The sequence below is a fragment of the Mesocryomonas fontinalis genome (assembly GCF_055730125.2).
The window spans coordinates 166,218-192,384 of record NZ_JBUZWG020000007.1; the positions used below are offsets into that span (position 1 = coordinate 166,218).

Annotated in this window: 24 protein-coding genes; 10 read left to right on the top strand and 14 right to left on the bottom strand. The window is 66.1% G+C overall.

What is annotated here, in order from left to right; all coding sequences use genetic code 11:
- Positions 1–47: 47 nt before the first annotated feature.
- Positions 48–449, top strand: a complete 402-nt coding sequence (locus tag ACZL02_RS17720; RefSeq protein WP_472940214.1) for an Arc family DNA-binding protein — start codon at positions 48–50, stop codon at positions 447–449.
- Positions 446–1,681, top strand: coding sequence for a tyrosine-type recombinase/integrase (locus tag ACZL02_RS17725; RefSeq protein WP_472940215.1), 1,236 nt, complete (start codon positions 446–448; stop codon positions 1,679–1,681). Before ACZL02_RS17720 ends, ACZL02_RS17725 begins: the two co-directional genes overlap by 4 nt.
- Positions 1,682–2,065: 384 nt before the next feature.
- On the opposite strand, the gene ACZL02_RS17730 is transcribed toward ACZL02_RS17725, so the two are convergent.
- The 3 genes from ACZL02_RS17730 to ACZL02_RS17740 all read right to left on the bottom strand — a co-directional run bounded on the left by ACZL02_RS17730 (position 2,066) and on the right by ACZL02_RS17740 (position 7,089).
- Positions 2,066–3,967 (bottom strand): methyl-accepting chemotaxis protein, encoded by a 1,902-nt coding sequence (locus tag ACZL02_RS17730; RefSeq protein WP_472940216.1) that lies wholly within the window; start codon positions 3,965–3,967, stop codon positions 2,066–2,068.
- A gap of 523 nt (positions 3,968–4,490) precedes the next feature.
- Complete coding sequence (gene xseA / locus ACZL02_RS17735; protein ID WP_472940217.1) at positions 4,491–6,080, bottom strand: exodeoxyribonuclease VII large subunit; 1,590 nt, start codon at positions 6,078–6,080, stop codon at positions 4,491–4,493.
- A 58-nt stretch (positions 6,081–6,138) separates the two neighbouring features.
- Positions 6,139–7,089: a LysR family transcriptional regulator gene (locus tag ACZL02_RS17740; RefSeq protein ID WP_472940218.1), complete on the bottom strand. Its 951-nt coding sequence runs from the start codon at positions 7,087–7,089 to the stop codon at positions 6,139–6,141.
- Positions 7,090–7,276: 187 nt separating this feature from the next.
- Here ACZL02_RS17740 and ACZL02_RS17745 point away from each other — a divergent pair, with 187 nt between their 5' ends.
- Positions 7,277–7,537 carry a DUF1127 domain-containing protein gene (locus ACZL02_RS17745; protein ID WP_472940220.1) on the top strand — a complete coding sequence of 87 codons (261 nt, stop codon included), beginning with the start codon at positions 7,277–7,279 and terminating at the stop codon, positions 7,535–7,537.
- 101 nt (positions 7,538–7,638) lie between these two features.
- Here the strand turns inward: ACZL02_RS17745 and ACZL02_RS17750 are convergent, their stop codons facing one another.
- The 4 genes from ACZL02_RS17750 to ACZL02_RS17765 form a co-directional block, all read right to left on the bottom strand.
- Positions 7,639–8,949, bottom strand: coding sequence for a hemolysin family protein (locus ACZL02_RS17750; protein WP_472940221.1), 1,311 nt, complete (start codon positions 8,947–8,949; stop codon positions 7,639–7,641).
- A 205-nt stretch (positions 8,950–9,154) separates the two neighbouring features.
- Positions 9,155–10,123, bottom strand: coding sequence for a hypothetical protein (locus ACZL02_RS17755; RefSeq protein WP_472940222.1), 969 nt, complete (start codon positions 10,121–10,123; stop codon positions 9,155–9,157).
- Between the two features lie 199 nt (positions 10,124–10,322).
- Complete coding sequence (locus tag ACZL02_RS17760) at positions 10,323–11,696, bottom strand: glutamate--cysteine ligase (RefSeq protein ID WP_472940223.1); 1,374 nt, start codon at positions 11,694–11,696, stop codon at positions 10,323–10,325.
- A gap of 139 nt (positions 11,697–11,835) precedes the next feature.
- On the bottom strand, positions 11,836–12,597 hold the full coding sequence (locus tag ACZL02_RS17765; RefSeq protein WP_472940224.1) for a 16S rRNA (uracil(1498)-N(3))-methyltransferase: 762 nt from the start codon (positions 12,595–12,597) through the stop codon (positions 11,836–11,838).
- 77 nt (positions 12,598–12,674) lie between these two features.
- Between ACZL02_RS17765 and ACZL02_RS17770 the strand changes: the two genes are divergently transcribed.
- The 5 genes from ACZL02_RS17770 (at position 12,675) to yihA (ending at position 16,920) form a co-directional block, all read left to right on the top strand.
- Positions 12,675–13,472 (top strand): SDR family NAD(P)-dependent oxidoreductase, encoded by a 798-nt coding sequence (locus ACZL02_RS17770; RefSeq protein WP_472940225.1) that lies wholly within the window; start codon positions 12,675–12,677, stop codon positions 13,470–13,472.
- A gap of 274 nt (positions 13,473–13,746) precedes the next feature.
- Positions 13,747–13,881 carry a 50S ribosomal protein L34 gene (rpmH, locus tag ACZL02_RS17775; RefSeq protein WP_472932217.1) on the top strand — a complete coding sequence of 45 codons (135 nt, stop codon included), beginning with the start codon at positions 13,747–13,749 and terminating at the stop codon, positions 13,879–13,881.
- A 21-nt stretch (positions 13,882–13,902) separates the two neighbouring features.
- Entirely contained in the window at positions 13,903–14,262 is a 360-nt protein-coding gene (gene rnpA / locus ACZL02_RS17780; RefSeq protein WP_472940226.1) for a ribonuclease P protein component, read from the top strand.
- 3 nt (positions 14,263–14,265) lie between these two features.
- Positions 14,266–16,080, top strand: a complete 1,815-nt coding sequence (gene yidC / locus ACZL02_RS17785; RefSeq protein ID WP_472940227.1) for a membrane protein insertase YidC — start codon at positions 14,266–14,268, stop codon at positions 16,078–16,080.
- A 159-nt stretch (positions 16,081–16,239) separates the two neighbouring features.
- A complete protein-coding gene (gene yihA / locus ACZL02_RS17790) occupies positions 16,240–16,920 on the top strand; it encodes a ribosome biogenesis GTP-binding protein YihA/YsxC (protein WP_472940228.1) in 681 nt (226 codons plus the stop codon).
- A 109-nt stretch (positions 16,921–17,029) separates the two neighbouring features.
- Here yihA and ACZL02_RS17795 read toward each other — a convergent pair whose 3' ends face one another.
- The gene (locus ACZL02_RS17795; protein ID WP_472940229.1) at positions 17,030–17,689 is read right to left on the bottom strand and encodes a TetR/AcrR family transcriptional regulator; all 660 of its coding nucleotides are present in this window, start codon (positions 17,687–17,689) and stop codon (positions 17,030–17,032) included.
- A 250-nt stretch (positions 17,690–17,939) separates the two neighbouring features.
- On the opposite strand from ACZL02_RS17795, the gene ACZL02_RS17800 reads away from it, so the two are divergent.
- Both ACZL02_RS17800 and ACZL02_RS17805 read left to right on the top strand, forming a co-directional pair.
- On the top strand, positions 17,940–19,193 hold the full coding sequence (locus ACZL02_RS17800) for an HlyD family secretion protein (RefSeq protein ID WP_472940376.1): 1,254 nt from the start codon (positions 17,940–17,942) through the stop codon (positions 19,191–19,193).
- Between the two features lie 180 nt (positions 19,194–19,373).
- The gene (locus tag ACZL02_RS17805) at positions 19,374–20,966 is read left to right on the top strand and encodes a DHA2 family efflux MFS transporter permease subunit (protein ID WP_472940230.1); all 1,593 of its coding nucleotides are present in this window, start codon (positions 19,374–19,376) and stop codon (positions 20,964–20,966) included.
- Positions 20,967–20,984: 18 nt separating this feature from the next.
- Here ACZL02_RS17805 and ACZL02_RS17810 read toward each other — a convergent pair whose 3' ends face one another.
- From ACZL02_RS17810 to ACZL02_RS17835, 6 genes are all read right to left on the bottom strand, one after another.
- On the bottom strand, positions 20,985–21,446 hold the full coding sequence (locus tag ACZL02_RS17810) for an arsenate-mycothiol transferase ArsC (RefSeq protein ID WP_472940231.1): 462 nt from the start codon (positions 21,444–21,446) through the stop codon (positions 20,985–20,987).
- A gap of 4 nt (positions 21,447–21,450) precedes the next feature.
- Entirely contained in the window at positions 21,451–21,930 is a 480-nt protein-coding gene (locus tag ACZL02_RS17815) for a UPF0262 family protein (protein WP_472932210.1), read from the bottom strand.
- 8 nt (positions 21,931–21,938) lie between these two features.
- Positions 21,939–23,231 carry a histidinol dehydrogenase gene (hisD, locus tag ACZL02_RS17820; RefSeq protein WP_472940232.1) on the bottom strand — a complete coding sequence of 431 codons (1,293 nt, stop codon included), beginning with the start codon at positions 23,229–23,231 and terminating at the stop codon, positions 21,939–21,941.
- A 47-nt stretch (positions 23,232–23,278) separates the two neighbouring features.
- The gene (locus tag ACZL02_RS17825) at positions 23,279–23,743 is read right to left on the bottom strand and encodes a DUF2948 family protein (protein WP_472940233.1); all 465 of its coding nucleotides are present in this window, start codon (positions 23,741–23,743) and stop codon (positions 23,279–23,281) included.
- A gap of 102 nt (positions 23,744–23,845) precedes the next feature.
- Positions 23,846–25,144: an O-antigen ligase family protein gene (locus ACZL02_RS17830; RefSeq protein ID WP_472940234.1), complete on the bottom strand. Its 1,299-nt coding sequence runs from the start codon at positions 25,142–25,144 to the stop codon at positions 23,846–23,848.
- Positions 25,113–26,099, bottom strand: a complete 987-nt coding sequence (locus tag ACZL02_RS17835; protein ID WP_472940235.1) for a glycosyltransferase family 2 protein — start codon at positions 26,097–26,099, stop codon at positions 25,113–25,115. Before ACZL02_RS17835 ends, ACZL02_RS17830 begins: the two co-directional genes overlap by 32 nt.
- Positions 26,100–26,167 lie beyond the last annotated feature (68 nt).

Sequence of the window (26,167 nt, forward strand, 5' to 3'; positions counted from 1 at the left end):
CTGATACGCTCCATTAACCACCACGGTAATATGCATACGACGGTGGTTTGATTGACGTCAAGCGGGATGTATCACAGTCGTATGACGGTGAACGAATTTTGGGGATGTTGATGGCCAAGACGGGACGTAGCTCAGCGCAATTTCAACTTCGCCTACCTGCTGATTTGAAGGAGGAACTTAAGACGCTTGCTAATGAAAATGGCCGTTCGATAAATGCTGAGATAGTTGCCCGACTCGAGTCTTCCGTCCGCCTCAAACTCAAGATTACAAGGTCTTTTGGCGACGGGCTGGGTGTTCCCCCAGGCTTTGAAGCTTATTCCGAGGTGCAAAGCAAAGAAGATCAAGTAAAGGAATTAATTTCATTCATCCGTTCAGACCTAGCAGAGTTAGAGAAGATTACTAAAGCACCAGACGTCGACGTAAACCGGGGCCAAGATGATCCGGAATGAGTGTTCGCAAGCGCAATTGGATAACACCAAAAGGTGAAGCGAAAACCGCGTGGGTTGTCGACTATGTCGACGGCACCGGAAAGCGTCGACTGAAGACTTTCGCGAAGAAGAAAGAGGCCGATGCCTTCGCCGCGACGGCAAATGTCGAAGTTCGCCAGGGCGTCCATGTTGCCGATAGTGCCAGCATCACCGTCAATAAGGCGGGCGACTTCTGGATAGCCAGCGCCGAAGCGGTCGGGCTAGAGCGCGCAACCGTTACCGCTTACAAATCAAACCTCCGCCTGCACATCGTGCCGTTCCTTGGCGCGACCAAAGTCTCGGCGCTTAGCATCCCGATCGTGCGGGCATTCGAGGACGAGCTACGCGAGGCAGGACGATCGCCGGCAATGGTCCGGAAGGTTCTTGTCAGTCTCGGCTCGCTGCTCGCCGACGCGCAAGAGCGGGGGCTTACCGGCCGGAACGTCGTCCGCGATATCCGAGGCCGGCGCGGACGTGGCGAACGGCGCCAGGAACAGCGCCACAAGGGCAAGGTGAAGGTCGGTGTTGATCTCCCGACCCGCGAAGAGGTGAAGGCGATTGTGGGGGCGCTGGAGGGCCGCTGGCGTCCGATGCTACTCACGGCAATCTTCACCGGACTGCGCGCGAGCGAGCTGCGCGGGCTCCGGTGGAAGGATGTCGATATCGAGAAACGCGCAATTCATGTCCATCAGCGCGCCGACCAGTTCAACGCGCTCGGCTCGCCGAAGTCGATGTCGAGCCAACGGACGGTGCCGGCGCCACCGATCGTCATCAATGCGCTGCGCGAATGGAAGCTCGCATGTCCGAAGCGGGAGACCGGCAAGCTGGACGCCGCTGGCAATAAGGTGATGGTGCTCGACCTGTGCTTCCCGAACGGCCTCGGACGCGTCGAGCGACTGAACAACATCGTTCGGCGCGGCCTCCAGCCGACGCTCATTGCCGCAGGCGTAACGATCGAGACTGACGATGTCGACGAGGAAGGCCGGACAATTCCGGCGGCCAAGTACCCGGGCTTGCATGCCCTGCGGCACTTCTATGCGTCATGGTGCATCAATCGGAAGGAAGACGGCGGACTCGGCCTTCCCCCGAAGGTCGTACAAGAGCGCATGGGCCACTCGACCATCACGATGACGATGGACACCTACGGCCACCTGTTTCCGCGCGGCGACGACGCGGCCGAACTGGCTGCGGCCGAGGCTTCCCTCTTGGCTTGATGCAACATGGATGCAACATGGGCGCAGAAAGGCTTATAAAAACAATGGCCTTCTCTGGATTGTGGCTCCAGAGGTCGGTGGTTCGAACCCACCCAACCGTACCATTCTTTTTTCCGGTAATGTCAGCAAGATAGAGAACCGGCGCTCCGCCTGAGCGCACGGCGCTTTGCGCTGTCTTGCCGCAGCAACCATGGCCGCTTGGCGACCTCTCTAACCGGTCGATCGGCGGTCACGTCGCGCGGGAAATTCCACGCTGGTACAGGCGGGCGACTGCCGGCAGCATTCCCTGCTGATCTGAAACGGCATGCGGCCGCCGGGAAGAGGATCCCCGACGGCCGTGCGGATGGGCTGACAGTCGGGCCGTCCGCCCGCCTCGGTTCCGGCTCAGAACTCTTCCCAGCTGTCGGTACTTGCGCTCGGCTTCGCGGCGGCGCCCCCGCTGCCGGTGGTGCGCATCTGGAAGACGGGTCTGGCGCTGGATGCCGGGTTCGGGCGTTTGGCCATCGGCGCCGGGCGCGCGGGCTGAGCGGAGGAGGTCTTGAAGCGCTCGACCATGGCGGCGAGTTCCTCGGTCTCGGTCGAGAGGTTCTGCGCGGCGGCCGTCGTCTCCTCGACCATCGCGGCGTTCTGCTGGGTGACCTTGTCCATCTGGTCGGCGGCGACCGAGACTTCCTTCAGCGAGATCGCCTGCTCGCGGGCACTGCGGGCGATCTCGGCGACGACGTTCGACATATCGCCGACCTGCATCACGATTTCCCCGAGCGAGCGGCCGGAGGCGGTGACGAGCTCGACGCCCTGGGTGACCTGGGTGGTCGAGGTGGAGATCAGGCTCTTGATCTCCTTGGCGGCTTCCGCCGAACGCTGGGCAAGCCCCCGCACTTCCTGCGCGACGACGGCAAAGCCGCGGCCCGCCTCGCCGGCCCTTGCGGCCTCGACACCGGCGTTGAGCGCCAGCAAGTTGGTCTGGAAGGCGATTTCGTCGATGACGCCGATGATCTTGCCGATCTCGTCGGAAGATTTCTCGATCTCCGCCATCGCCGCGATGGCGCGGCTGACGATCTCGCCGCCCTTCTCGGCATTCTTCTGCGCCGTGGCGGCGGACGCCTGCGCCCGGTTGGCGCCGGTGGCGGTCTCGTTCACCTTGCCGGTCACCTCGCTGAGCGCGGCGACCGTCTCCTCGAGCGAGGCCGCCTGCTGCTCGGTGCGCTGGGCAAGATCCCCGGAGGCGACGGAGATTTCGCTGAGGCCGACGCGGATGGCGCCGATGGCGGTGACAACGGAGCCGATCGTGGCCTCGAGCGAGGTCACGCTGTCGTTGAACTTGGCGCGGATCGGCTCGAACTCCGGCGCTACCGACTGGTTCATCCGCACCGTCAGATCACCGGTGGAAAGGGCGTTAAAGCCCGTCTCGACCGCCATGACGAAGGCCTTCAGATCCTCCGCCTTGGAGTTGTCCAGCGCCGACTGGCGATCCCGCTGCGCCATCTGCGCATTCTCGGCCTCGATGGCCGAAGCGGTCAGGCGGCGATTCTCAAGACCGGCTTCCTTGAAGATCTGAACGGACCGCGCCATGGCGCCGATCTCGTCCCGGCGCTCGATGCCGATCACCGCGGCGTCGAGGTCTCCCGCCGACAGCTTGACCATCATGCCCTCGAGTTCCTTGATCGGCTTGACCAGCCAGGACCGGACGCCGAAAAATCCACCGACACCGACGAGAGCAAGGCCTGCCAAGATCATGCTCCAGGTGTTCACCACGATCGAGGTCGTCACGGCGCTGACCTCGACCGAGCGATCGTCGACCGCCTTCGAAAGCACCTTGCTTTTCTTGGTGAAGGAATCGGATAGGACCGGAAACTTCGGCTGGCATTGCTGAAGGAAATCTTCCTGCGACGCTTTGACGTCAGCCTCCGAAACCGCCTTCGCCGCAAAGTCGACCACGGTCTGGCAGTCCTTGTCGACCGTCTCGAGAGCCGCCGCGCGGAGCGCCTTCAGATCAGGATCGGCGGGTATCGTCTCGATCGCCTGATCCATATAGTCCACGAAATCCTTGCGGGCTTCCATGACCTCCGCAAGCGCCGACTTGTTCAACGTATCCGAACGGGACATCATGATATCCCCCGTCGCGGCACGAACCGTCTGCAAAGCGCGGTTGGCCCTCGCCATCAGCAATGCCGACTTGGCGTTCGCTTGAATCAGTTCGCTGTAGGTATCGTCGACCGACTGAAGCTGCGTTCCAGCATAATAAGCGACGGCGATGCCGAAGACGCCGAAAGATGCCAGCAGCACAAAGAATTTGCCAATAATAGAAACATTCTTCATCGGTCTCGAGCCCTTGGTAATTGACGGTTAGAGAATGCAGCAACATCTCTCACCGTGCATATTACAGTCGTGGCTATTAAAGAATGTTAAAAGTAAGTTAAGTGTATTACTATTGATCCTCTGCTATTCTGATTTTACTGTATCCTTATAAATAGGCGTCGGCATAACCGCAGGCTACCGGCGCCGCGCCCTGTTCCTTGCAGCAGGCATGATCTGGCGGGAAGAATGCCTCGGCGCCCCGCAATGCCCGTGGTTCGAGAGAATGCCACGTGCACGACCGGAACCCGCGTTCCGGATCCGACCTGGATGGCGAGCCTTCGGTGGCCGGAGAGCCGGCTCTTGCCCTGGGAAGGCCGTAGCCAAGGCGAGCAGCTCTTCGCGAACGCTACCGTAGAGCATCCTGCGGCGTGGACTCACCCGATCAAGGAAAGCTGCTTTAGATCCAACAAGAAAGGACGTCCTATAGACGCCGCTTCGGACGCATCGCGCTCTAGAACAGCGTGCCCTGCATTTCGGGCCCGTCCTTCATCGGTTTTGTCCGCTTGGCCTTCGGCGCCCTGGCCGGCGCCTTGCCGAGATCGAGCGGCTCGACGGCCACCGCGTCGCGCCGCTCGCGGCCGGTGAACTCGACCTGGAAGGCCATGCCGGGAACAAGGTTTTCCGCACGCGTGATGGGCATGTCGTCCGGCCCGCGGATGATGGCGTAGCCGCGCTGCAGCACGCGGCGGGGGTCGAGGCTCGCCGCGACCCGGCTCGCCGCATCGAGCGCCCGCCGGCGCTGGTCCAGCCTCTGCGCGAAGGCCTGGGTGAAGCGCGCCGCCAGGCCATCGAGCCGGTGGCGGGCCTGCAGGCTGCGGGCGGCGATGATGTGCGGGCGCAGATCCGAGGTCAGCCGGTCGAACCGCTGGCGGCGCCGGGCGACGAGCCCCTCGAAAGCATGCACGGCATGGCTGTCGGCATGGCGCAGATCGCCGCGCTTCTCGCGCAGCAGCGTGTCGAGGCTCGACGGCGCCAGCCGCAGGCCGACTTCCCCGTAGGCGCGGCGCTTCTCGAAGACGGCGAGCGTCAGGCATCGGCCGATGGCGGTGGCGGCCTCGTCGAGCCGCCGGCGCGGCAGCGCCAGCAGCATGTCGGGCGTCGGCAAAGCGCGGGCCGCGCCCACCACCGTGCGGCGGGATTCGCCGAGGCGGCGCGAGACCGCCTGGCCGTGGCGGGCGTGGAGAGCGGCGAGCGTCGCGACGAGATCGGCCCGCACCGGCACCGCCATTTCGGCCGCCCCGGTCGGCGTCGGCGCGCGGACGTCGGCGGCGTGGTCGATCAGCGTCCAGTCGGTCTCGTGGCCGACGGCCGAGATCAGCGGGATGGCGGAGGCGGCCGCCGCACGCACGACGATCTCGTCGTTGAAGCCCCAGAGATCCTCGAGGCTGCCGCCACCGCGGGCGACGATGATGACGTCGGGCCGCGGAATGCCGGCGCTGCCGTCGAGCGCGTTGAAGCCTTCGATCCCCGCGGCCACCTCGGCACCGGAGGTCTCGCCTTGCACCCGGACCGGCCAGACCAGAAGATGCACCGGGAAGCGGTCGGCGATGCGGTGGCGGATGTCGCGGATGACGGCGCCGGTCGGCGAGGTCACGACGCCGATGACATTCGGCATGAACGGCAGCAGCTGCTTGCGCTCGCCCGCGAACAGGCCCTCGGCCTCCAGCCGCAAGCGACGCTCGTTGACCAGCGCCATCAGCGCGCCGGCGCCGGCCGGCTCGATCTGCTCGATGACGATCTGGTATTTCGACGAGCCGGGATAGGTGGTGAGCTTGCCGGTGGCGATCACCTCCAGCCCCTCCTCCGGCTTGAAGGCGAGCTTGGAAAACGAGGTGCGCCAGATCACGGCTTCGAGCCGGGCGCGGTCGTCCTTCAGCGCGAAGTAGGCATGACCCGAGGAGTGCGGTCCCCGATAGCCGGAAATCTCGCCGCGGACGCGCACATGGTCGAAGGTTTCCTCGACCGTCCGCTTCAGCGCCCCGGACAGCTCCGAGACCGAATATTCCGTGACATTGCTGGGCGCGGGATCGAGGAGGCTCATGCGGCCATTGTCAGCGGGAAGGCGCGAAGGTCAAGCGCGCGCTCGCGGCCGTGGCGTCTCACCACCCGGCGGCCACCATGCCCGAGCGCTGGCGCGGCGCGGGAATGGCGCGGTTGTCCTGCAGTCGGCCGGCGGCCTGGGCTGCCTGGGGCGGCACCATGTTCTGCAGGCTTTCGCGAATATGGGCGATCAGCGCCTCGATCGCCGGGCGCGACGAGTTCTTGGCGCGGATCATGCCGATCTCGGCGTCCTCGAGCCGCGGAAAGCCCTCGGCCTCGCCCAGCACGTGCATGCCCGAGCGCAGCGCGCATTCCGGCAGAACGCTGACGGCCAGGCCCGACAGCACGGCGGAGGTGACGATGGTCGCCGACCAGGAGGTGAACAGGATCCGGTGCTCGCGGCCCATCAGGTTCAGCGCGTCGATGCACTGCTTGCGCCAGTGGCAGTCGGACCGGCCGATGGCCAGCGGCAAGGTCTTTTCCAGATGCACCGAATGGGCCGCCGACGTGACGAAGTGCAGCGGCTCGCGCCGGACCACCTCGGCCTGCATCGTCCGCGTCGGGCAGACCAGCGCGACGTCGAGATGGCCCTTCTCGACGTGTTCGATGAGGTTGGTCGTCGGCTCGCAGGCGATCTGCAGCTCGACCTTGGGGTTGGACCGGGAAAACCGCGCCATGATCTCGGGCAGGAAGCGCTCGGCATAGTCGTCGGGAAGGCCGATGCGCACAAAGCCTTCGATTGATTCTTCGTCGAAGGCGCAGAGCGTCTCCTCGCTGAGCGCGAGCATCTTGCGGGCATAAGTGAGGAGCCTTGCGCCCTCGTCGGTGAGCCGGGTGGCTCGCCCGGCGCGCTCGAACAGCTGCACCGACAGGCGCTCTTCCAACCGGCGCATCTGCATCGAGACGGCGGACTGGGTCTTGAAAACCTCGTCGGCGGCGCGCGTGAAGCTGCCGGAGTCGACGATGGCGACGAAGGTCCGGACCTGGTCGAGATCGAGTGGCGATGCCATGCGGGCCTCCATCATCCTTGTTGATGGATCATATAACCAACATTCGTTGGCTTGATCAATCGCTCCCGGCTAGAACCGCTTCGTCAGGAGCATTTCGCCTCTTCGGTTCTCGCAAAACACGGTTTGCGGGAGACGGCGAAGCCATGCCCGGCGCCGACACAAACTGGCTCGACAGGAGTTTACAGCCATGACGATCTTCTCAAGACCCTCGACGAGGTCGCTTCCCCGCATCCCCTCGCCTGGCATTCTCTACGCAGGCGCCTTCGCCGTGCTGCGGATGATCCGCAACCGCCGCGCCGCCTACCAGATCTCGGAATTGCCGGATTACCTCCTCAGCGATGTCGGGCTGAAGCGTGACGACGTGCACGAGGCGCTGCACCGCGGCTGGCGCGAAGACCCGACCTTCCAGCTCGCCGTGAAGGCATCGAAGCGCCGCCGCGGTCTATGAGGACTGCCCGCCCCGACCCCTCCAACACATGAACGGCCCGCTTTTGGCGGGCCGTTTGCATTTCAGCGTCTGTCGTCGAGGATCTTCCGGGAACGGATCGCTCAGAGCGAGGTATCGTCGCCCTCGTCCGGCTTGGTGGCGATCGGCATCGCCATCACCTTGTCGATGCGGCGGCCGTCGAGATCGATCACCTCGAAGCGCCAGTCGGCCCAGTCGAAACCCTCGCCGACGCCCGGAATATGACCAAACTGCTCCAGCACGAAGCCGGCCAGCGTCTCGTAATCGCGGTCCTTCGGCAACCGCAACCAGTCGAGGGCGCGCTCGAGGTCGTCGATCGGCATGCCGCCGTCCAGCAGCCAGGAGCCGTCGGCCCGGCGGACCGCGCTGTACTCGTCGTTCTGGCCTTCCGGCAGGGACCCCGCGATGGCGACGAGGATATCCGTCGGCGTGACGATGCCCTCGAACGAGCCGTATTCGTCGAGCACGATCGCCATGTGCAGGTTCACCGCGCGGAACCGGTCGAGCAGCTTCAGGATCGGCATGGTCTCGTTAACGAAGAGCGGATCGCGCACCGCCTTGGCGAGATCGATGCCATGGTCCTGGCGCTGCTGCTCCAGAAGATCCTTTGCCTGCACGACGCCGATAATGTCCTCGGCGTCCGCGCCCATGACCGGGAAGCGGGAATGGCCGGAGGAGTGGATCTCGTCGAGAATCTCGCTCTGGCTGTCGGAGACCGAGAGCCAGACCGTGTCCGGACGCGGGATCATGATCGAACGCACGGAGCGGTCGGCGATGCGCAGCACGCCTTCCAGCATCTCGCGCTCCTTCTCCTCGAACACGCCGCTCTGCGTGCCCTCGGCGATCATCGCCTTCACGTCCTCTTCGGTCACCATGCTGGAATCGGCCGAGTTGGCGCCGACGAGGCTCGACACCGCGACGGTCGAGACGCGCAGCAGCCAGACGATCGGCGCGCCGATGGTCGCCAGCGCCTGCATGATCGGCGCCACGGCAACAGCGATGCCTTCCGCGCGGGTCATGGCGAACCGCTTGGGCACGAGTTCGCCGAGGATCAGCGAGAGATAGGTGATGACCACGACGACGATGATGAAGGCCGTGGTCATGGACGAGGTGCCGAGCGTAGGCTCGAGGACCTTGGCCAGGGGCTCGGCGAAGACCGAGCCGCCATAGGCACCGGCGAAGATGCCGACGAGGGTGATGCCGACCTGGACGGTGGAAAGAAAGCCGGTGGGATCGTCGACGAGCTTCAGCGCGCGGCGGGCGCCGTGGCTGCCATCGTCGGCCAGCTGCTGCAGGCGGGAGCGCTTGGCCGAGACCATGGCCAGCTCCGACATCGCGAAGAACCCGTTGAGAATGATCAGGAAAAAGACGATCAAAAAGTTGATCAGAAGCATTTCACCACCGGTTGCGGGCCGAATTTCCGGCCGTCTTTGCAAATCGAGATAGCGCCGGGGACAGACAATCCAAGCACCAAGTCTCGCCCTGACATGCTGCGGGCAAAGCCCTTCCGGCAGAACAAGCTGCCGCAATGCACAAGGTTCAAGGTCGAGCTATGCCATAGAACCCCCGGCCTTGTCGCCCATCCGCGGTCGCCGGGCCTTAATTAGGCTCGGACTTCCCTTGGTAGCGCTCGAACAGCGTGGCCATCTCGCGGGCATAATCGGCCTGGATCTGCTGGCCCGATCGCATGAGATCGGCGACCAGACCGTCATCGGCAGCGGCCGGCGCGTCGGCGGCGGACGAAGGCGGCGGATCGCCGGCAGGCGGCGCCGGTACCTTCGAGGCTTGCGCCGTTGCGGCGGCCCTCGCCGAAGGTGATGCAGCGCCATCGAGCGCGCCCCGCATGCCCTCGGCGAAAGCCTCGAACATGGCGGCAAAGGGCAGCATCGGGTTCGAGGTCTCGGGCGCCGCTTGAGCTTGTGGCGTCGCCCGGCCCGGCAAGGGCGGCACCGCGGGCATGAACGCCATGCCTTGCCTCAGCGCGTCATTGAAGGCGTCGGCGAAATGACGGGGCGCGAAGGCGGAGAAGCCGGGGCCGAGCCCGGCACCCGGCGCATCCGAGGGACGGCCCAGCGCCTCCACCGCATTGGCGCCGCGCCGCATCATCTCGGCGGTGGCCCCGGCGATGTCGCCGGTGGCAAGCCCCGCCGGCTGCTGCCGGGAGAGGGTCGCCATGACCTGTCGCACCATCGTTTCCATGCTGAGCAGCGCGAGCCCCGGCATCAGCTTTTGCAAGGTGTCGGGAGCGATGCCGGCGAACAGCGAGGCCTGCCGGGCGATCGCTGCCGTCAAGGCGTCCGAGCCGAAGACGGTATCGGTGAAGGCGCGGCCGCGCTCGGTGCCGGGCATCGCTCCCCCGTCGCCCGGCACCATGGCGCTGAACGCCCGGGCAAGGTCGGTCCACGCGGCCGGGCTCGCCATCGCCTTCTCCAGGCCGAGCGCGAAGGCCGGCTGCAGCGCGGCCTGGGCCTTTTCCAGCTCGTTCCGGCTGAGCCGGAACTGCTCGGCCATGGTCTCCGCCAAAAGGTTGGGGTCGGTGACCACCCGCCAGTCCTCGAACCCTGCCATCGCCATCTCCCACGGGAGCGCTACCGGCCTTCCCGACCGGAACGACGCGCCCCAAGCGGCGAGAATGAACGGCTTTCGGTGGCGATGCAAAGGCATCCGCGCCGCCCGTCAGCGGCGGCCCGGCACTGGCATCTGCACGCGCGGATGCCCGGCGTGCCGTCCGGGGCGGGGCGGGCCCGATCAGTAGGCGCGGTGCCGATCAGTAGGTAAGGTGCTTGAAGACCTTGCCCATGTCGCGGCCCCACTCCTCCTCGTAGAGGCGGACGAGTTCCTCGGCGGACGTGGTACCGCGGTCGACCACTTCCTTCAGCGGCGCGAGGAAGACGCTCTCGTCATTGCCCTCGTCGTTGAGGCGGGCACGGCGCTTCAGCCCGGCGTGGGAGATATCGAGGCTCTGCCGGGCGAGGTCGAGCACGGTGCCCGAGCGGAACGGGGTGCGGAAGCCTTCCTTCGGCACCCTTGTGCGCAGCGCCGACACTTCCTCGAAGCCCCAATCCTTCGTCATCTCCTCGGCCTCGTCGAGCGCCGTCGCATCGTAGAGCAGGCCGACCCAGTAGGCCGGCAGTGCGCAGATGCGGCGCCACGGACCGCCATCGGCGCCGCGCATTTCGAGGAAGCGCTTCAGCCGCACGTCGGGGAAGAGCGTCGAGAGGTGGTTGGTCCAGTCGCCCATGTTCGGCGCGGGATCGCTGACCTTGCCTTCCAGCGCGCCGTCGAGGAACTGGCGGAAGGTGATGTCGGTGGCATCGCGGTAGCGACCGTCGCGCATGACGAAATACATTGGCACGTCGAGCGCCCAGTCGGCATAGTCGGCGTAGGTGAAGCCCGGCTCGAACACGAAGGGCAGGAGACCGGAGCGCTGGTTGTCGACATCCGACCAGACGTCGGAGCGCCAGGACACGAGGCCGTTCGGCTTGCCCTCGGTGAACGGCGAGTTGGCGAACAGCGCCGAGGCGACCGCCTGCAGCCGCATGCCGACCTGCATCTTCCGGCGCATGTCGCGCTCCGAGGAGAAGTCGAGGTTCACCTGGATCGTCGTCGTGCGGTACATCATGTCGAGACCGCGGGTGCCGATCTTCGGCATGTAGTTGCGCATGATGTCGTAGCGCGACTTCGGCATGATCGGCGTCTCGGCCAGCGTCCAGGTCGGGCTGGAGCCGAGGCCGAGGAAGTCGATGCCGAGCGGCTTGGCGACCTGTCGAACCTGGGCCAGGTGCTGGTTGGATTCGCGGCAGGTGTCGTGGATCGTCTTCACCGGCGCGCCGGAGAGCTCGAACTGGCCACCCGGCTCCAGCGAGATCGCGCCCATGCCGTCGGCGCCGGCAAGGCCGATCAGCCGGCCGTCGTCGATGATCGGTTCCCAGCCGGACAGCGCCTGCATGCCTTCGAGCAGCTTGCGGATGCCCCGCTCGCCCTCGTAGGGCACCGGCGACAGGTCGGCGGTATAGAAGCCGAACTTCTCGTGCTCGGTGCCGATGCGGAAAGCCTCTTCCGGCTTCTCGCCGTCCCGCATGTGCTGGACGAGGTCTTCCATTCCGGCAATCGGCGTCAGATCGGTGGTATCGCGCGCCATGGAATGCCCTCGAAGTTTCGGTCGCGACCCGTCCGGGCGGAAGGGCGCGTCTGTTGCAGGGATCGCTGTCTGAAATCTTTCAGGACGTTTCGCAAGCGGAATCGGGTGAACGGTGCGGCTGCCCCGCTCTTACATCGCCTCACGCAGCGCTCGCATTCCAGTCCCCGACGGCCGCCTGGAGAACCGCAAGCGCTGCCACCGAGGCGGTATCGGCCCTGAGGATGCGGGGGCCGAGCGACATCACGATGACGCCATCGACCGCGTGCAGCTGCCGACGCTCGTCCGCGGAAAAGCCGCCCTCCGGCCCGATCAGCAGCGATAGCGGCCTTGCGGTCGCGGCAACCGCGGCGCGCAGCACATCAATCGGGCTCGCCGAACCGGCCCGCTCATCGCAGAAGACCAGCGTTCGCGTGCCGTCCCAGGCAGCGAGGAGATCGGCGAAGCGCAGCATGTCTCGGCAGTCCGGGATGGACAAGATGCCGCACTGCTCGGCGGCCTCCACGGCATTGGCGCGCATGCGCTCGGTCTTGATGCGCGGCGCCTGCACGTGCTGCGTCATCACCGGCTGCAGAACGCCGGCCCCCATCTCCACCGCTTTCTGGACCATGTAGTCGAGCCGCGCCTGCTTCAGCGGCGCGAACAGGTATTCGAGCGGCGGCACCGGCGTCTGCGGCCGCACAAGGCGTTGCGGCGTCAGCGACAGGCGCTTCTTCGACGGCTGCTGCAGGCCGGCGAGCCACTCGCCATCGCGGCCGTTGAACAGGAGAACGCCATCCGCCGCCGTCAAGCGCAGGACGTTGACAAGATAGTTGAACTGCTCGGGCGTCGCCTCGATGGGCGCATCTGCCAGAAGGTCGGCATCGACGAAGAGGCGGGGGCTGCGGAAGTCGTGATCGGGCATCGCCGTTCTTAACGCCTCTCCTCGCGAAACCGAAAGTCCCCAGCCCCGTTGTCGGGCGAACAGAGAAGGATTGTTTCATGGACTTGGGTATCAAGGGTCGCGTCGCGATCATCACCGGTGCTGCCGGCGGCATGGGCTTCGAGACGGCAAGGCAGTTGGCGGCCGAGGGCGCGCTGCTGGTCCTGTCGGACATGAAGGTGGATGAATTGGAAAAGAAGGCCGCCGACCTTCCGACCGATTCCGTCTGCGTCGCCGCCGACGTCACCCGGCAGGCCGATGTCGACGCCATCGCGGCGGCAGCGCTGAAGCGCTTCGGGCGCATCGACATCGTCGTCCACATGTCCGGCATCACCGGCGCCAAGGGTCACCCGCTGGAGATGAAGGACGAGGACTACGAAGAGGCCTGGAAGATCGACTTCTTCTCCGCCGTCCGCATGGCCCGCGCCACCTTCCCCACCATGCGCGCCGCAAATTGGGGCCGCTTCGTCTGCATCACTTCGGAAAACGCCGTCCAGCCCTATTGGGAAGAGGCGACCTACAACGCCGCCAAGGCGTCGCTCGCGACCTTCGTCAAGAACCTCTCCTACAAGGAGGCCGAGCACGGCATCCTTTGCAACACCGTCTCCCCGGCCTTTATCGAGACGCCGATGACCGACGGCATGATGGAGAAGCGTTCCGAGGAGAAGGGCGTCTCCTTCGACGAGGCGATCGAGAGCTTCCTCGACGAGGAGCGTCCGGGCATCTCGCTGAAGCGGCGCGGCCGCGTCGACGAGGTGGCGGCGGTCATCGCCCTCCTGGTCTCCGACCGCGCCTCGTTCATCAACGGCTCGAACGTGCGCGTCGATGGCGGCTCCGTCCAGGCCGTCCAGAACTAGAACCATCCTTCGGCTGCCCGGGCGCCCCGCCCCGCCCTCAGCGCCCGCCGCGCGCCCGGGCAGCCGAATTTCCGCCGGCAGGATGCAGCGCACGCTGCGCACCGGCGATTGACTTTTGTCCCAGCCTCTTCCTATAAGCACCCAAACGAGCGGACGGCGTCTGCGCGGGGTTTCGCGCATGCCATGATGCCGCCGTCCAATAGACGACGATCCGGTCTCCGGTAATTTTTTCGCACGATCAAGAGGCCTGCGGCACGGCTGCGGGGATGGAACAATGAAGCGCACTTTCCAGCCGAGCAATCTCGTCCGCAAGCGTCGCCACGGCTTCCGTGCGCGCATGGAGACGGTCGGCGGCCGCAAGGTCATCGCGTCGCGTCGCGCCAAGGGCCGCAAGCGCCTCTCGGCCTAAACCGGCATGGGCTTCGGCCGGATGAAGACGCGCGCCGAGTTTCTCGCCGCGCGTAAGGGGCGGCGTCTCAACGGCCCGCTCTTCTTCATCGAGGCGCTCGACCGCAAGGACGAGGATGAGGCCCGGCTGGGCCTGACGGTAACCCGCAAGGTGGGCAATGCCGTCGAGCGAAACCGCATCCGCCGGCGCTTGCGCGAGGCGGTGCGTCTGGAATGTGGAAATGACATGGCCTCGGGCTTCGACTATGTCGTCGTCGCCCGTCGCGATCTTCTCGGCGTGCCCTTCGCGACGCTGAAGCACGAGCTGTCCCGGCGCTTCGCGCGGACCCGGCGCGATCGGCCGGCGCCCGTCGACACCGGCAGGGCACCCACCGGGGAATAATCCATGCAGAACAACCGCAACTTCCTGATCGCCATGGCGCTGTCGATCGCCGTGCTGGTCGGCTGGCAGTTCCTCGTGGTCAGCCCGCGCATGGAAGCGCAGCGCCAGGCGCAGATCGCCGCCGGCAACGCGCCGGGCTCGCTGCAGACGCCGCAGACCCCCGCCGGCACGCCGCAGCAGAGCGTCCCCGCCCCGGCCGGCCGCGAGAGCATCGTCCCGTCCTCCGCCACCACGCCGCTGCCGGGCACCGCCACGCGCGAAGAGGCTCTGGCCGGCGCGCCACGGATCGCCATCGACACGCCGACGCTGGTCGGCTCGATCAACCTGCGCGGCGCGCGCCTCGATGACCTGCGGCTGCGCAAGTACCACGATACCGTCGACGACAATTCCCCGACAATCGTCCTGCTGTCGCCCGAGGCGACGCACGACGCCTATTACGCCGAGTTCGGTTACCTCAGTCAGGATGCAGGCTCCGTGCCTGGTTCGCAGACGGTGTGGACTGCCGAAGGCAACCAGACCCTGACGCACACCGCACCGGTGGTCCTCACCTACACCAACGAGAAGGCCGTCACCTTCCGCCGCGAGATCGCGCTCGACGGCGACTACATGTTCACGATGACCGACACGGTCGAGAACGCCGGCACCGCGCCGGTATCCGTCTCGCCTGCCGGTCGCGTGGTGCGCTTCACCAAGCCGCAGGTCGCGTCTGCCTGGGTGGTGTTCGAGGGCCTTCTCGGCGTGTTCGGCGAGGAGGGCGTGACGGAGCGGACCTTCGCGAAGATCGAGAGCGAGGGCCGCGTCCAGCCGGCGAAAGCTTCGAGTGGCTGGCTCGGTGTGACCGACAAGTATTGGGCGACCGCGCTGATCCCGGAAACCGGTCGTCCGTTCGCTTCGGAATTCCTGTACCAGGCTTCCGGCCGTCCGCAGTACAACAGCTCCTATGTCAGCGATCCGGTCACCGTCGCGCCGGGCGCCACTGGCAAAGTGGTCTCCCGCACCTTTGCCGGTCCGAAGGTTGTCGACATCATCGACGGCTACGAGAAAGAGGCCGGCGTCACCAAGTTCGGCCAGCTGATCGACTGGGGCTGGTTCTTCTTCATCACCCGCCCGCTGTTCCACGTCATCGACTGGCTGTTCAACTTCACCGGCAATTTCGGTGCGGCCATCCTGATCGTCACCGTCTGCCTCAAGCTGTTCTTCTTCCCGCTCGCCTCGAAGTCGTACAAGTCGATGGCGAAGATGAAGAACATCCAGCCGAAGATTGTCGAGCTGCGCGAGAAATACGCCGACGACAAGATGAAGCAGCAACAGGCGATGATGGAGATCTACAAGACCGAGAAGATCAATCCGGCCGCCGGCTGCTGGCCGGTGCTGGTGCAGATCCCGGTGTTCTTCGCGCTTTACAAGGTTCTCTACGTCACCATCGAGATGCGGCATGCGCCGTTCTTCGGCTGGATCCAAGATCTCGCCGCACCCGATCCGACGAGCCTCTTCAACCTGTTCGGCCTGATCCCCTGGTCGCCGCCACATGCGCTGATGATCGGCGTCTGGCCGCTGCTGATGGGCGTGACGATGTTCGTCCAGATGAAGCTGAACCCGACGCCGCCGGATCCGACGCAGAAGATGATCTTCACCTGGATGCCGCTGATCTTCACCTTCATGCTGGCGACTTTCCCGGCCGGCCTGGTGATCTACTGGACTTGGAACAACACGCTCTCGATCATCCAGCAGTCGGTGATCATGAAGCGCAACGGCACCAAGATCGAGCTGTTCGACAACATCCGCGACGTGTTCAAGCGGACGAAGAAGGAAGCCTGAGCCAGCGGTTCAGGCGAGATCGAAGAGCCGGAGGTCCTGCCTCCGGCTCTTCGCGTTTTCAGGCCGGCGTCGATTCGCTATGAAGGGAGACGCCCTCCCCGTGCCTGCCCCATCCTTGCCGCCCGGCGTGGCACTTAAATCCAGCTGGAGACGGCCCTGATGAGCGACTTCACCAAAAACGAGGGCCCGGCGGCCGGCGGCGACCACAGGCTGTTCTTCGCCCGGCCGTGGGTGTTCATCCGCGGCGTGCCGGCGATGAAGTTTCTGCCGCCGGAAGGCCCGCCGGAGGTCGCCTTCGCCGGCCGCTCGAACGTCGGCAAGTCGTCGCTGATCAATGCGCTGGTCGGCCAGAAGGGCCTCGCCCGCACCTCGAACACGCCGGGGCGGACGCAGGAGCTGAACTACTTCGTGCCGGGGGGGCATACCGGCGAGAACGGCGACCTGCCGCCGATCGCCCTCGTCGACATGCCCGGCTACGGCTATGCCGAGGCGCCGAAAGACCAGGTGGATGCCTGGACACGTCTGGTGTTCGACTATCTCCGCGGCCGCGCGACGCTGAAGCGGGTGTTCGTGCTGATCGATTCCCGCCACGGCATCAAGACCAACGATGCGGACGTGCTGGCGCTCCTCGACAAGGCCGCGGTCTCCTACCAGATCGTCCTCACCAAGACCGACAAGATCAAGCCGGAGGGCGTGCCGAAACTGATCGAGGCGACGCTGAAGCTGATCGCCAAGCGGCCGGCAGCGTTTCCCGTGCTGATCGCGACATCCTCGGAAAAGAACCTTGGCCTGACCGAGTTGCAGCAGACGATCACGACGTTCGCCACCGAGGAGCGCTAGAGCATCCTGCGATTGGGTAGACTTACCCAATCAAGGAAAGATGCTCTAGTTCCAGAGAGCTAGAACGTCCTTTGTGCATCCGATCGGATGCACGGCGCTCTAGAGTGCCCTAGGCCAAAGCGGGCTCTGCGCCCACACCCGCGACGCCGTAGCCGGCCATGAACAGCGCGACGGCCGCATCGACCGTCCGGGCGATCTCGTCGGCGGTCGGTTCGGGAATGCTCTGGTTGAACAGGCGGCAGCGAAACAGCCCCGCCATCGCCAACTCGTTGAACTGGTGCGCCGCCATCACCGGGTCGCCGACCTTCAGATGCCCCGCGGCGGTGGCCGAGGCGAGGTAGGACGACAAGAGGGCGATGGCCCGCTGCGGGCCCTTGGCGAAGAACTCGATGCCGATCTCCGGCATGCGGCTGGCGACGGCGATCACCGTGCGGTTGACCCGCATGATCTTCGCCGTGGTCAGCATGGTGGTCAGCGCTTCGCCATAGGTGTGCAGTGTCTCGGCCGGGTGGGTCGGATCGGTGAAGATCTTCTCGATCCGCGCGAAATAGGCGTCGCGCGTCTCGGCGATCAGGGCCGTGAACAGTTCTTCCTTACTGCGGAAATAGACGTAGAGCGTCGACTTGGAGACCCCGGCGGCCCGGGTGACATCGTTCATGCTGGCGGCGTCGAAACCGACCGTGCTGAACACCTGACGGGCGCCCTCGAGGATTTGCCCGCGCTTCAGCGGATCCTCGCCGGCGGCGGCGCGAACGGCAACCTCGCTCATCGCCGGGCGCCGTGGCGCGGTGCGGTCGCCCTGGAGAAAGCGCCGGTTTGTCCGCAGATCGAAAGATGCCGAATCGTCACAGTTTGCCGAACCTATTTTAATACGGCGTGAAATTCCGCCGGCTATCTTGAAATGGGTGATGAAGGCCGCTACGTCAACATCGAACTGAACGGTTCGGTTCGATTGAAGGAACTTACCAGTGCTCGACATCGCGGACAAGCAACAGGGCCCTTCCGGCGACGCCGCCGAAATCACCACCGGTTCCGGAACGGCTGCGGTGAAGACCGCGCCGCAAGCGCCGGCGACGCTGCGCGAGACACCGGTCGACGCGCCGAAGCAGGAAGCGAAGACCGAGGCGTCGGCCGCTCCACCGGCGGCGACAGCTGTTCCGCAAAAGCCGAAGCGCGCCTGGAAGAAGAAGCTCGTCCTCTCCCTGGTTTTCCTCGCCGCCCTCGGTGGCGGCAGCTATTACGGCCATTACTACTGGACGACGGGACGGTTCATGGTCTCGACCGACGACGCCTATCTCGGCGCCGACATGTCGATCGTCTCGCCGAAGATCACCGGCTATGTCCAGACCGTGCCGGTGAAGGAGAACGACATCGTGCGCGCCGGCGCTCCGCTGGTGATCATCGATGATGGCGACTTTGCGCTTGCGCTGGAGACGGCGGAGGCGAAGATCGCCACCCAGCGCGCCGCGATCGACCGGATCGGCTCGCAGCGCGACGCGGCGGAAGCCCAGATCGGCGAAGCCCAGGCGTCGCGGAACGCAACCTCCGTCGACCTCGCCCAGGCCGAGCTCGATCTCGCGCGCGCCAGCAACCTCGTCACCAGCGGCGCTGGAACGAAGGCCGGCAAGGACACGGCGCAAAGCACGCGCGATTCGGCCGCCGCCAAGGTTGCCGGCGCGGATGCGTCGATCGCCGCCGCCAGGGCCAACGTCGCGGTGCTCGATGCCCAGCGCAAGGAAGCCGAGCGAACCGTGCGCGAGTTGGAGATTGCCCGCGACCAGGCGGCGCGCGACCTGACCTTCACCACCATCCGTGCGCCGTATGACGGCATCGTCGGCAACCTCGCCGTCCAGCCAGGCGATCTCGTCTCGGCCGGCCGTCGCTTGGCGGCCATCGTTCCGCTCGACCGGACCTACATCGACGCGAACTTCAAGGAGACGCAGCTGCGCGATCTCCGGCCCGGCCAGAAGGTCGAGATCGAGCTCGACGCCGTCTCCGGCCGCAAGTTCGAGGGAACGATCGACAGCCTGTCGCCGGCGTCCGGCTCGGTGTTCTCGCTGCTGCCTTCCGACAACGCGACGGGCAACTTCACCAAGGTGGTCCAACGCGTGCCGGTGCGGATCGCCATCGACCACGAGTCCGAGTTCGCCGGCGTGTTCCGCCCCGGCCTGTCGGCCGTGGTGTCGGTCGACATCCGCACCGGGCCGAAGACCGACACCGCCGCTGCCGGCTCATCCGGGCGCACGGCAGACGTGGCGGCGACCGCGAACTAAAGCATCCTGCGACTGGGTGGGCTCGCCCATTCAAAGAAGAATGTTCTAGGTTTCGGAAGATAAAGCCGCCGGCTCCCCGCCTGAACCTCGGGTTCGGCGGGGCGCTACAGCCGACAAGCAAATTTTCATCGACCGACCTCGGCCGGCCCAGATCCCCCATCCGGCCCAAGGCTCCGCGCCATGTCCAGCACCACCGCCTCCGCCCTTCCCGCCAGCGCGCCAAAACCCATGGCGGCGAACGAGACGATCTCGACGCGCAAGATGATCGCCTTCATCGCGATGGTCTTCGGCATGTTCATGGCGATCCTCGACATCCAGATCGTCTCGGCCTCGCTGTCGGAGATCCAGGCCGGCCTCTCGGCCTCTTCGGACGAGATCCCCTGGGTCCAGACGGCCTACCTCATCGCCGAGGTCATCATGATCCCGCTGTCCGGCTTTCTTGGCCGGATGCTGTCGACGCGGGTGCTGTTCGCTTGCTCGGCCGCCGGCTTCACCGCCGCCTCGGCGCTCTGCGCCACCGCCACCAACATCGACCAGATGATCGTCTACCGCGCGATCCAGGGCTTCATCGGCGGCGGCATGATCCCGAGCGTCTTCGCCGCGGCGTTCACCGTCTTCCCGCCGTCGAAGCGCAACATCGTCTCGCCGATGATCGGCCTCGTCGCGACGCTGGCCCCGACCATCGGCCCGACCGTCGGCGGCTATCTCAGCCATGCCTTCTCCTGGCACTGGCTGTTCCTCGTCAACGTGCCGCCCGGCATCATCGTCGCCATCTCGACCTGGTATCTCGTCGACTTCGACAAGCCGGACCTCGGCCTGTTCAAGAAGTTCGACTGGTTCGGCCTTGCCGGCATGGCGGCCTTCCTCGGCTCGCTGGAATACGTGCTGGAGGAAGGACCGCTGAACGACTGGTTCGAGGATACCAGCATCTCCATCTTCGCCGTCGTCGCGACGCTCGGCGGGATCCTCTTCCTCTACCGCGCCTTCACCGCCAAGGAGCCGATCGTCGACCTGTCGGCCTTCGCCAACCGCAACTTCGCCTTCGGCTCGCTGTTCTCCTTCGTCATGGGCATCGGGCTCTACGGCCTGACCTACCTCTACCCCGTCTATCTCGCCCGGATTCGCGACTATGATTCGCTGATGATCGGCCAGACGATGTTTATCTCCGGCCTTGCCATGTTCGTCATGGCACCGGTGTCCGGCTTCCTGTCGGGCAAGATGGACCCGCGGGTGATGATGGCGATGGGCTTCTCGTCCTTCGCGCTCGGCACTTGGCTGATGTCGGGTCTGACGCACGACTGGGACTTCTGGGAGCTGTTCATCCCGCAGATCCTGCGCGGCGTCGGCCTGATGATGGCGATGATCCCGATCAACAACATCGCGCTCGGCACCTTGGCGCCGGCGAAGATGAAGGGTGGCTCGGGCCTCTACAACCTGACGCGCAACCTCGGCGGCGCGGTCGGCCTCGCCATCATCAATACGCTGCTGACCGACCGCGAGACGCTGCATTACGAGCGGCTGGCCGAATCCGTGCGCTGGGGCCGCGGTGTCGTCGAGGACCGGATGAGCGACATGGCGGCGTCGATGAACGCCCGCGGGCTCGACGGCGACATGACGGCGCTCAGCCAGATGTCGAGCATCGTCCGGCGCGAGGCGATGGTGATGTCGTTCGGCGACGTCTTCCTGACGCTGACGGTGCTGTTCTCGTGCCTCGTCGTCCTGTCGGTCTTCATCAAGCGGCCGAACGCCGGCGTGAAGGTCGAGGCGCACTGAAAAGCTGGAGGGCTGGCTTCAGCCTTCGGACAGCATCCGCTGGCGGATGCGCGCCTCGATCCGCTCGCGCACGTCGCGGTAGGCGTCGAGGATTTGCTGGCGGCTACCGGTGACCACGGAAGGATCCGGCATCGGCCAGAACTCGACGTCGACCGCCTGCGAGCCGGTGGTGTCGAGCACGGTGTGGTGGGCTTCCGGCGCCATGGTGACGATCAGGTCGAAATAGCCGTCGGCAAGCTCCTCCAGCCCCTGCGGCTTGCGGGTGCCGAGGCCGAGGCCCTTTTCGGCCAGCACGACGTCGACGAACGGGTCGCGCTCGCCGCCGCGAATGCCGGCGGAGACGACATAGGTCGAGGGCGGCAGCAGCGAGCGGGCCAGCGCCTCGGCCATGGGGGAGCGGATGGCATTCATGCCGCAGACGAACAGCACCGAGGCGATCCGCCGCGCTGCCTTGCCGTCGGGCGTCACGTCGCTGGCCATCGCCTCAGTTCCGCCAGTGCAGCACGCAGATCAGCGTGAACAGGCGCCGCGCGGTATCGAGGTCGACCTCGATCTTACCGGCCAGCCGCTCGCGCAGAACCTGCGATCCGTCATTGTGGATGCCACGACGCCCCATGTCGATCGCCTCGATCTGCGAGGGCGTCGCCGAGCGGATCGCCTGGTAGTAGCTGTCGCAGATCAGGAAATAGTCGCGGATGATCCGCTTCAGCGGCGTCAGCGACAGGATGTGGGTGACGACGGCCTCTTCGGTCTCGTCGCGGATGTCGAAGACCAGCCGCTTGTCGACCAGCGAGAGCTTCAGCCGGAATTGCCCGGGCGCAAGGCCCACCGGCTGAAAGTCGTTCTCCTCGATCAGGTCGAAGATCGCCACCGCCCGCTCGTGCTCGATGTCGGGCGTCGCGCGGCCGATGGTGGCATCGAGATCAATGGCGATCAGCCGGGAGCCGGAGGGGGTGTTTGCCATCGGATTGCCTAGAGGTTCAGGCGGATGGCGACGGACCGTCCGTGCGCATCGAGCCCCTCGACGCGCGCCAGTTCGATCGCCGCGGGGCCGAGCTGGCGCAGCTGGTCCGGCCCGAGCTTCAGGGTCGAGGTCCGCTTGACGAAGTCGAGCACCGAGAGCCCCGACGAGAAACGCGCCGAGCGCGCAGTCGGCAGGACGTGGTTGGAGCCGCCGACATAGTCGCCGATGACCTCCGGCGTATGGCGCCCGAGAAACACCGCGCCGGCATTGCGGATCTTCGCGAACAGGGCGTCGGGATCGTCGACGGCGAGCTCCAGGTGCTCGGCCGCGATCCGGTCGGCCAGCGGCGGGGCTTCGGAGAGATCGCGGGTGAGGATGATCGCGCCGAAATCGCGCCAGCTGGCAGCGGCTGTCTTCTGCCGCGACAGGCGGGTCAGCTGCAGCTCCACGGCATCCGCCACGGCATCCGCGAAAGCGGCGTCGTCGGTGATCAGGATCGACTGCGCGGCGGCGTCGTGCTCGGCCTGCGCCAGCAGGTCGGCGGCGATCCAGGCGGGGTCGTTGCTGCCGTCGGCGATGACGAGGACCTCCGACGGGCCGGCGATCATGTCGATGCCGACCATGCCGAAGACCTGGCGCTTGGCGGCGGCGACATAGGCATTGCCGGGGCCGACGATCTTGGCGACCGGACGAATGGTCTTGGTGCCATAGGCAAGCGCGGCCACCGCCTGCGCCCCGCCGACGCGGTAGATCTCGTCGACGCCGGCAATGCGCGCGGCCGCCAGCACCAGAGGATTGAGCGTGCCTTTCTGCGCCGGGACCACCATGGCGATGCGCTCGACGCCCGCGACCTTCGCCGGAATGGCGTTCATCAGCACCGAGGACGGATAGCTCGCGGCGCCGCCGGGGACGTAGAGCCCGACCGATTCCACCGCCGTCCAGCGGCTGCCGAGCTCGACGCCGATCGCATCGGTATAGAAATCGTCCTTCGGCATCTGGCGCGCGTGGTGGCTAGTGATGCGGGCATGGGCGAGTTCGAGCGCATCGAGCGTCACCGCGTCGGTGCGGCGATAGGCCTCCTCGACCTCGTCCGCACCGATGCGGATCGTCTCGGGCGTCAGCTCAAGCCCGTCGAAGCGCGCCGTCAGCGCGATGAGCGCCGCGTCGCCATTCTCGCGGACATCGGCGACGATGGCGCGGACGACGGCGTCGACGTCGGCCGAGACCTCGCGCTTGGCGCCCAGCAGTGCGGCAAAGCTGGCTTCGAAATCAGCGGCGCTTGTGGTCAGCCTGACCGGCAATGGCTTATCTCCCCGAGCCCGGCCGCCCGACCGGCGTGTGCCGGCTTCTAGCGATCGTCGGGCTGATCATGATCGGGGCGCGCGGTGGTGGACCAGGCGGCGCCAAGATCCGTCAGACGCGCCTCGACGCATTCGACGTCGAGCCTTATCGCGGACCCGCCGGCAAAGACAAGCTCGATCCGGCCCGAGGGCAATTCGCCCGGCTCGAAACGCATCGTCAGCAGCGACAGCACCTGCTCGCCGACGGCGGGATCGAAGCCGATCCGCTGCACGCCGCGGACACGGGTGAAGTGCAGGCCGGCACGCCGCCGCTCGTAGTCGCGGCGGCGAAACAGGCTGAAGCGCGCGCGGGCCTCGGTCTTCTCCCAGACGAAGCGGTTCATCAGGAGATCGAAGGTTCCGCTCCTTGCCGAATAGCTGCAGTCCTCGAGCCGCACCACGCTGTCCTGGCAATGGGCGGACAGGATGGCGAGGTCGTCCGCATCGACGGCATCGAGACGCAGGCTATCCATGAAAGGGCCTTCCGGTTTGGCTATGCAACTGACGCGCTGGAAATAGGCCGCAGCCCGGCCGCGCCCAGCCATTCGCACGGATTTCGGCCCGTCGCCACCGTTTCACGGCGCGATGCGGAACCGCGACAGCAGCCGAAGGCCGACCACGGAGATCCAGGCGAGCATCCAGGACGGGTCGGCGCGCTTGAAGAGATAGCTTTCCAGGAAGGAGTTCAGCAGCATGAAGGCGAGCACCATCAGGAAGAGATCGGCCAGCTTCTCGTTCTCGGTGCCCGCCCGGCAGCGGACATAGTCGGCGAACGGCAGCAGGATGAGCATGACCGCCGCCAGCGCCAGCGCGGGCCAGCCCATGGCGATGGCGATGTCGAGATAGCCGTTGTGCGAGTGGACGATGCCGCGCGGATCCCAGGACAGCTCGAACGGCGTCTCGGCGCCGAGGACGTTCGAGGTCAGCCAGAAGGATTCAAAGCCCCAGCCGGTCCATTGCCGCGGCGCCATGGTGTCGACGGCAAACCGCCAGAGATCCATGCGGCCGGTGAAGGTGGTACCGGGCAGCACGGCCTGCAGCAGGCCGTCGAGCGTCGGCGACACCGCAGCGCCCAGCGTCATCAGCGCCATCAGCGCGGCGACGAAGCCGAGGATCGCGACCGGCAGCACCCGCCCGCCAAAAATCCGCGCGCCGACGATCAGGCAGGCGACGAGCGGCACCAGCGCGGCGGAGGTCTTCGAGCCGGTCTTGTAGACGAAGAGGGCGGAAAGGAGGGTGATCACCCAGCCGAACCCGCGCTCGCCGCTGCGCAGGAGGTAGAGGCCGATGAAGAACAACGCGGCCATGACCGGACCTGCGACATTCTTGTGGCTGTAGATGCCGCGCCAGAGGCCGGCATGCTCGGGCTCGTCGCCGCTCGCCGTGTGGATGGCGATATCGGGCAGGACGACGAGGCCGGCATAGGACAGGCCGAGCACCGCCAGCGCGCCGGCGATCAGCACCACGCGAAACCCCCGCGCCGTCGTCGGCAGGCAGACGACGCCGGTCGCCGCGATCATCGCGAACAGCGAGAACAGCACGGCGCGGAAGGCTGGATCCGGCCAGTTTGACTGAGTGATGGAGAAGACGAGCCAGGCCGCCATCAGCAGCCAGGTCGGGCGCAGCAGCGACAGCGCCACGCGGCGGTCGGTGAACATCAGATGGCCGAACAGCGCCAGCAGCCCCAGGCTGCCATAGCCGATCTGGTTGATCACATTGCCGCTGTCGGCGGTCGCCGCGCTCTGCACGTTGAACGGCGTGAACGAGACCAGCAGGACGACGAACACCGCCGCCCCGAGCATGGTGCGGACGGCCTCGACGGTCTGCTGCTCCAGCGACGGCTCAGTTCTGTTCGGGGCGGCGGTACTGCTCATTCACCCTCCCGAACTCGGCCTGGAACCGGCCGATGGCGACCTGGACGGGATAGAGACCGATAGCGGCGGAACGTGCCTTCCATCCCTGTCTGATAGCCCTGAACGGCGAGGCTGCCAACAGCGCGAGGCTCTTGGCGACGCGCCGCCGGGTGCCTGCCGCGCCGGGTTCGGCACGGCGCTCGATGATGGCGGAGATCGCGCCATTGCGCAGGCTCCGCGCCTGGATCCAGTCGAATTCGGTGCGCCGGGCCGGCGTCGTCTCGAACACCGGCGCCTCCTCGCACCAGCCGAAACGAAAGCCCCGTCGGCGGGCGCGGGCATAGAAATCGCTGTCGCCGCCGCCGATGAAGTTGAAGGCGGTGTCGAGGAAGGGTGCGCCCATCGCCTCCAGCACCTGGCGCCGGATCAGGACGTTGCCGGAGGAGTAGAGGATCGGCACTTGCCCGGTGACGGCATAATGCGGGGTGAAGACCGGATGGCGGGCATAGCCGAGCGCTGCGCCCGGCTCGAACACCGGGCGTTGCGGGCCGCCGACCATATCGGCGCCGAGCGCCTCGGATGCTGCGCAGAGACGCTCGATCCAGTCCGCGCCGGCGCATTCGTCGTCGTCGATGACGAGGAGATGCTCGAGGCTGGGAAATTCGGCGAGGGCCGTCTGCCAACCGGCATTGTAGGCCGAGCAGTTGCCGCGCTCGTGCGCGACCAGCACCAGGCCGGTCAGCGCGCCCGCGGCAAACAGCGGCGCGGCGGCGGCAAGCCCCGCTCTCCCCTCGGCGTCGTTCTCCATGACGATGACGGCGAAGCGCCGCGTCGTCTGCTGGGCCGTCAACGAGGCAAGCGTCTTCAGAAGGTGATCCGGCCGCCGGAAAGTCGGCAAGGTCACGACCACCGTCGTCGCAACGGCGGCATCGCTCAAGAGGGGCGAGCGCACTTCGATGGTGATGGATTGGCGCATGCACCGTCCCGGTCCGTGCCCAAGCCTCGGGCGCATGAGAGGAGCAGACGATAGATTAGTGAAGATGC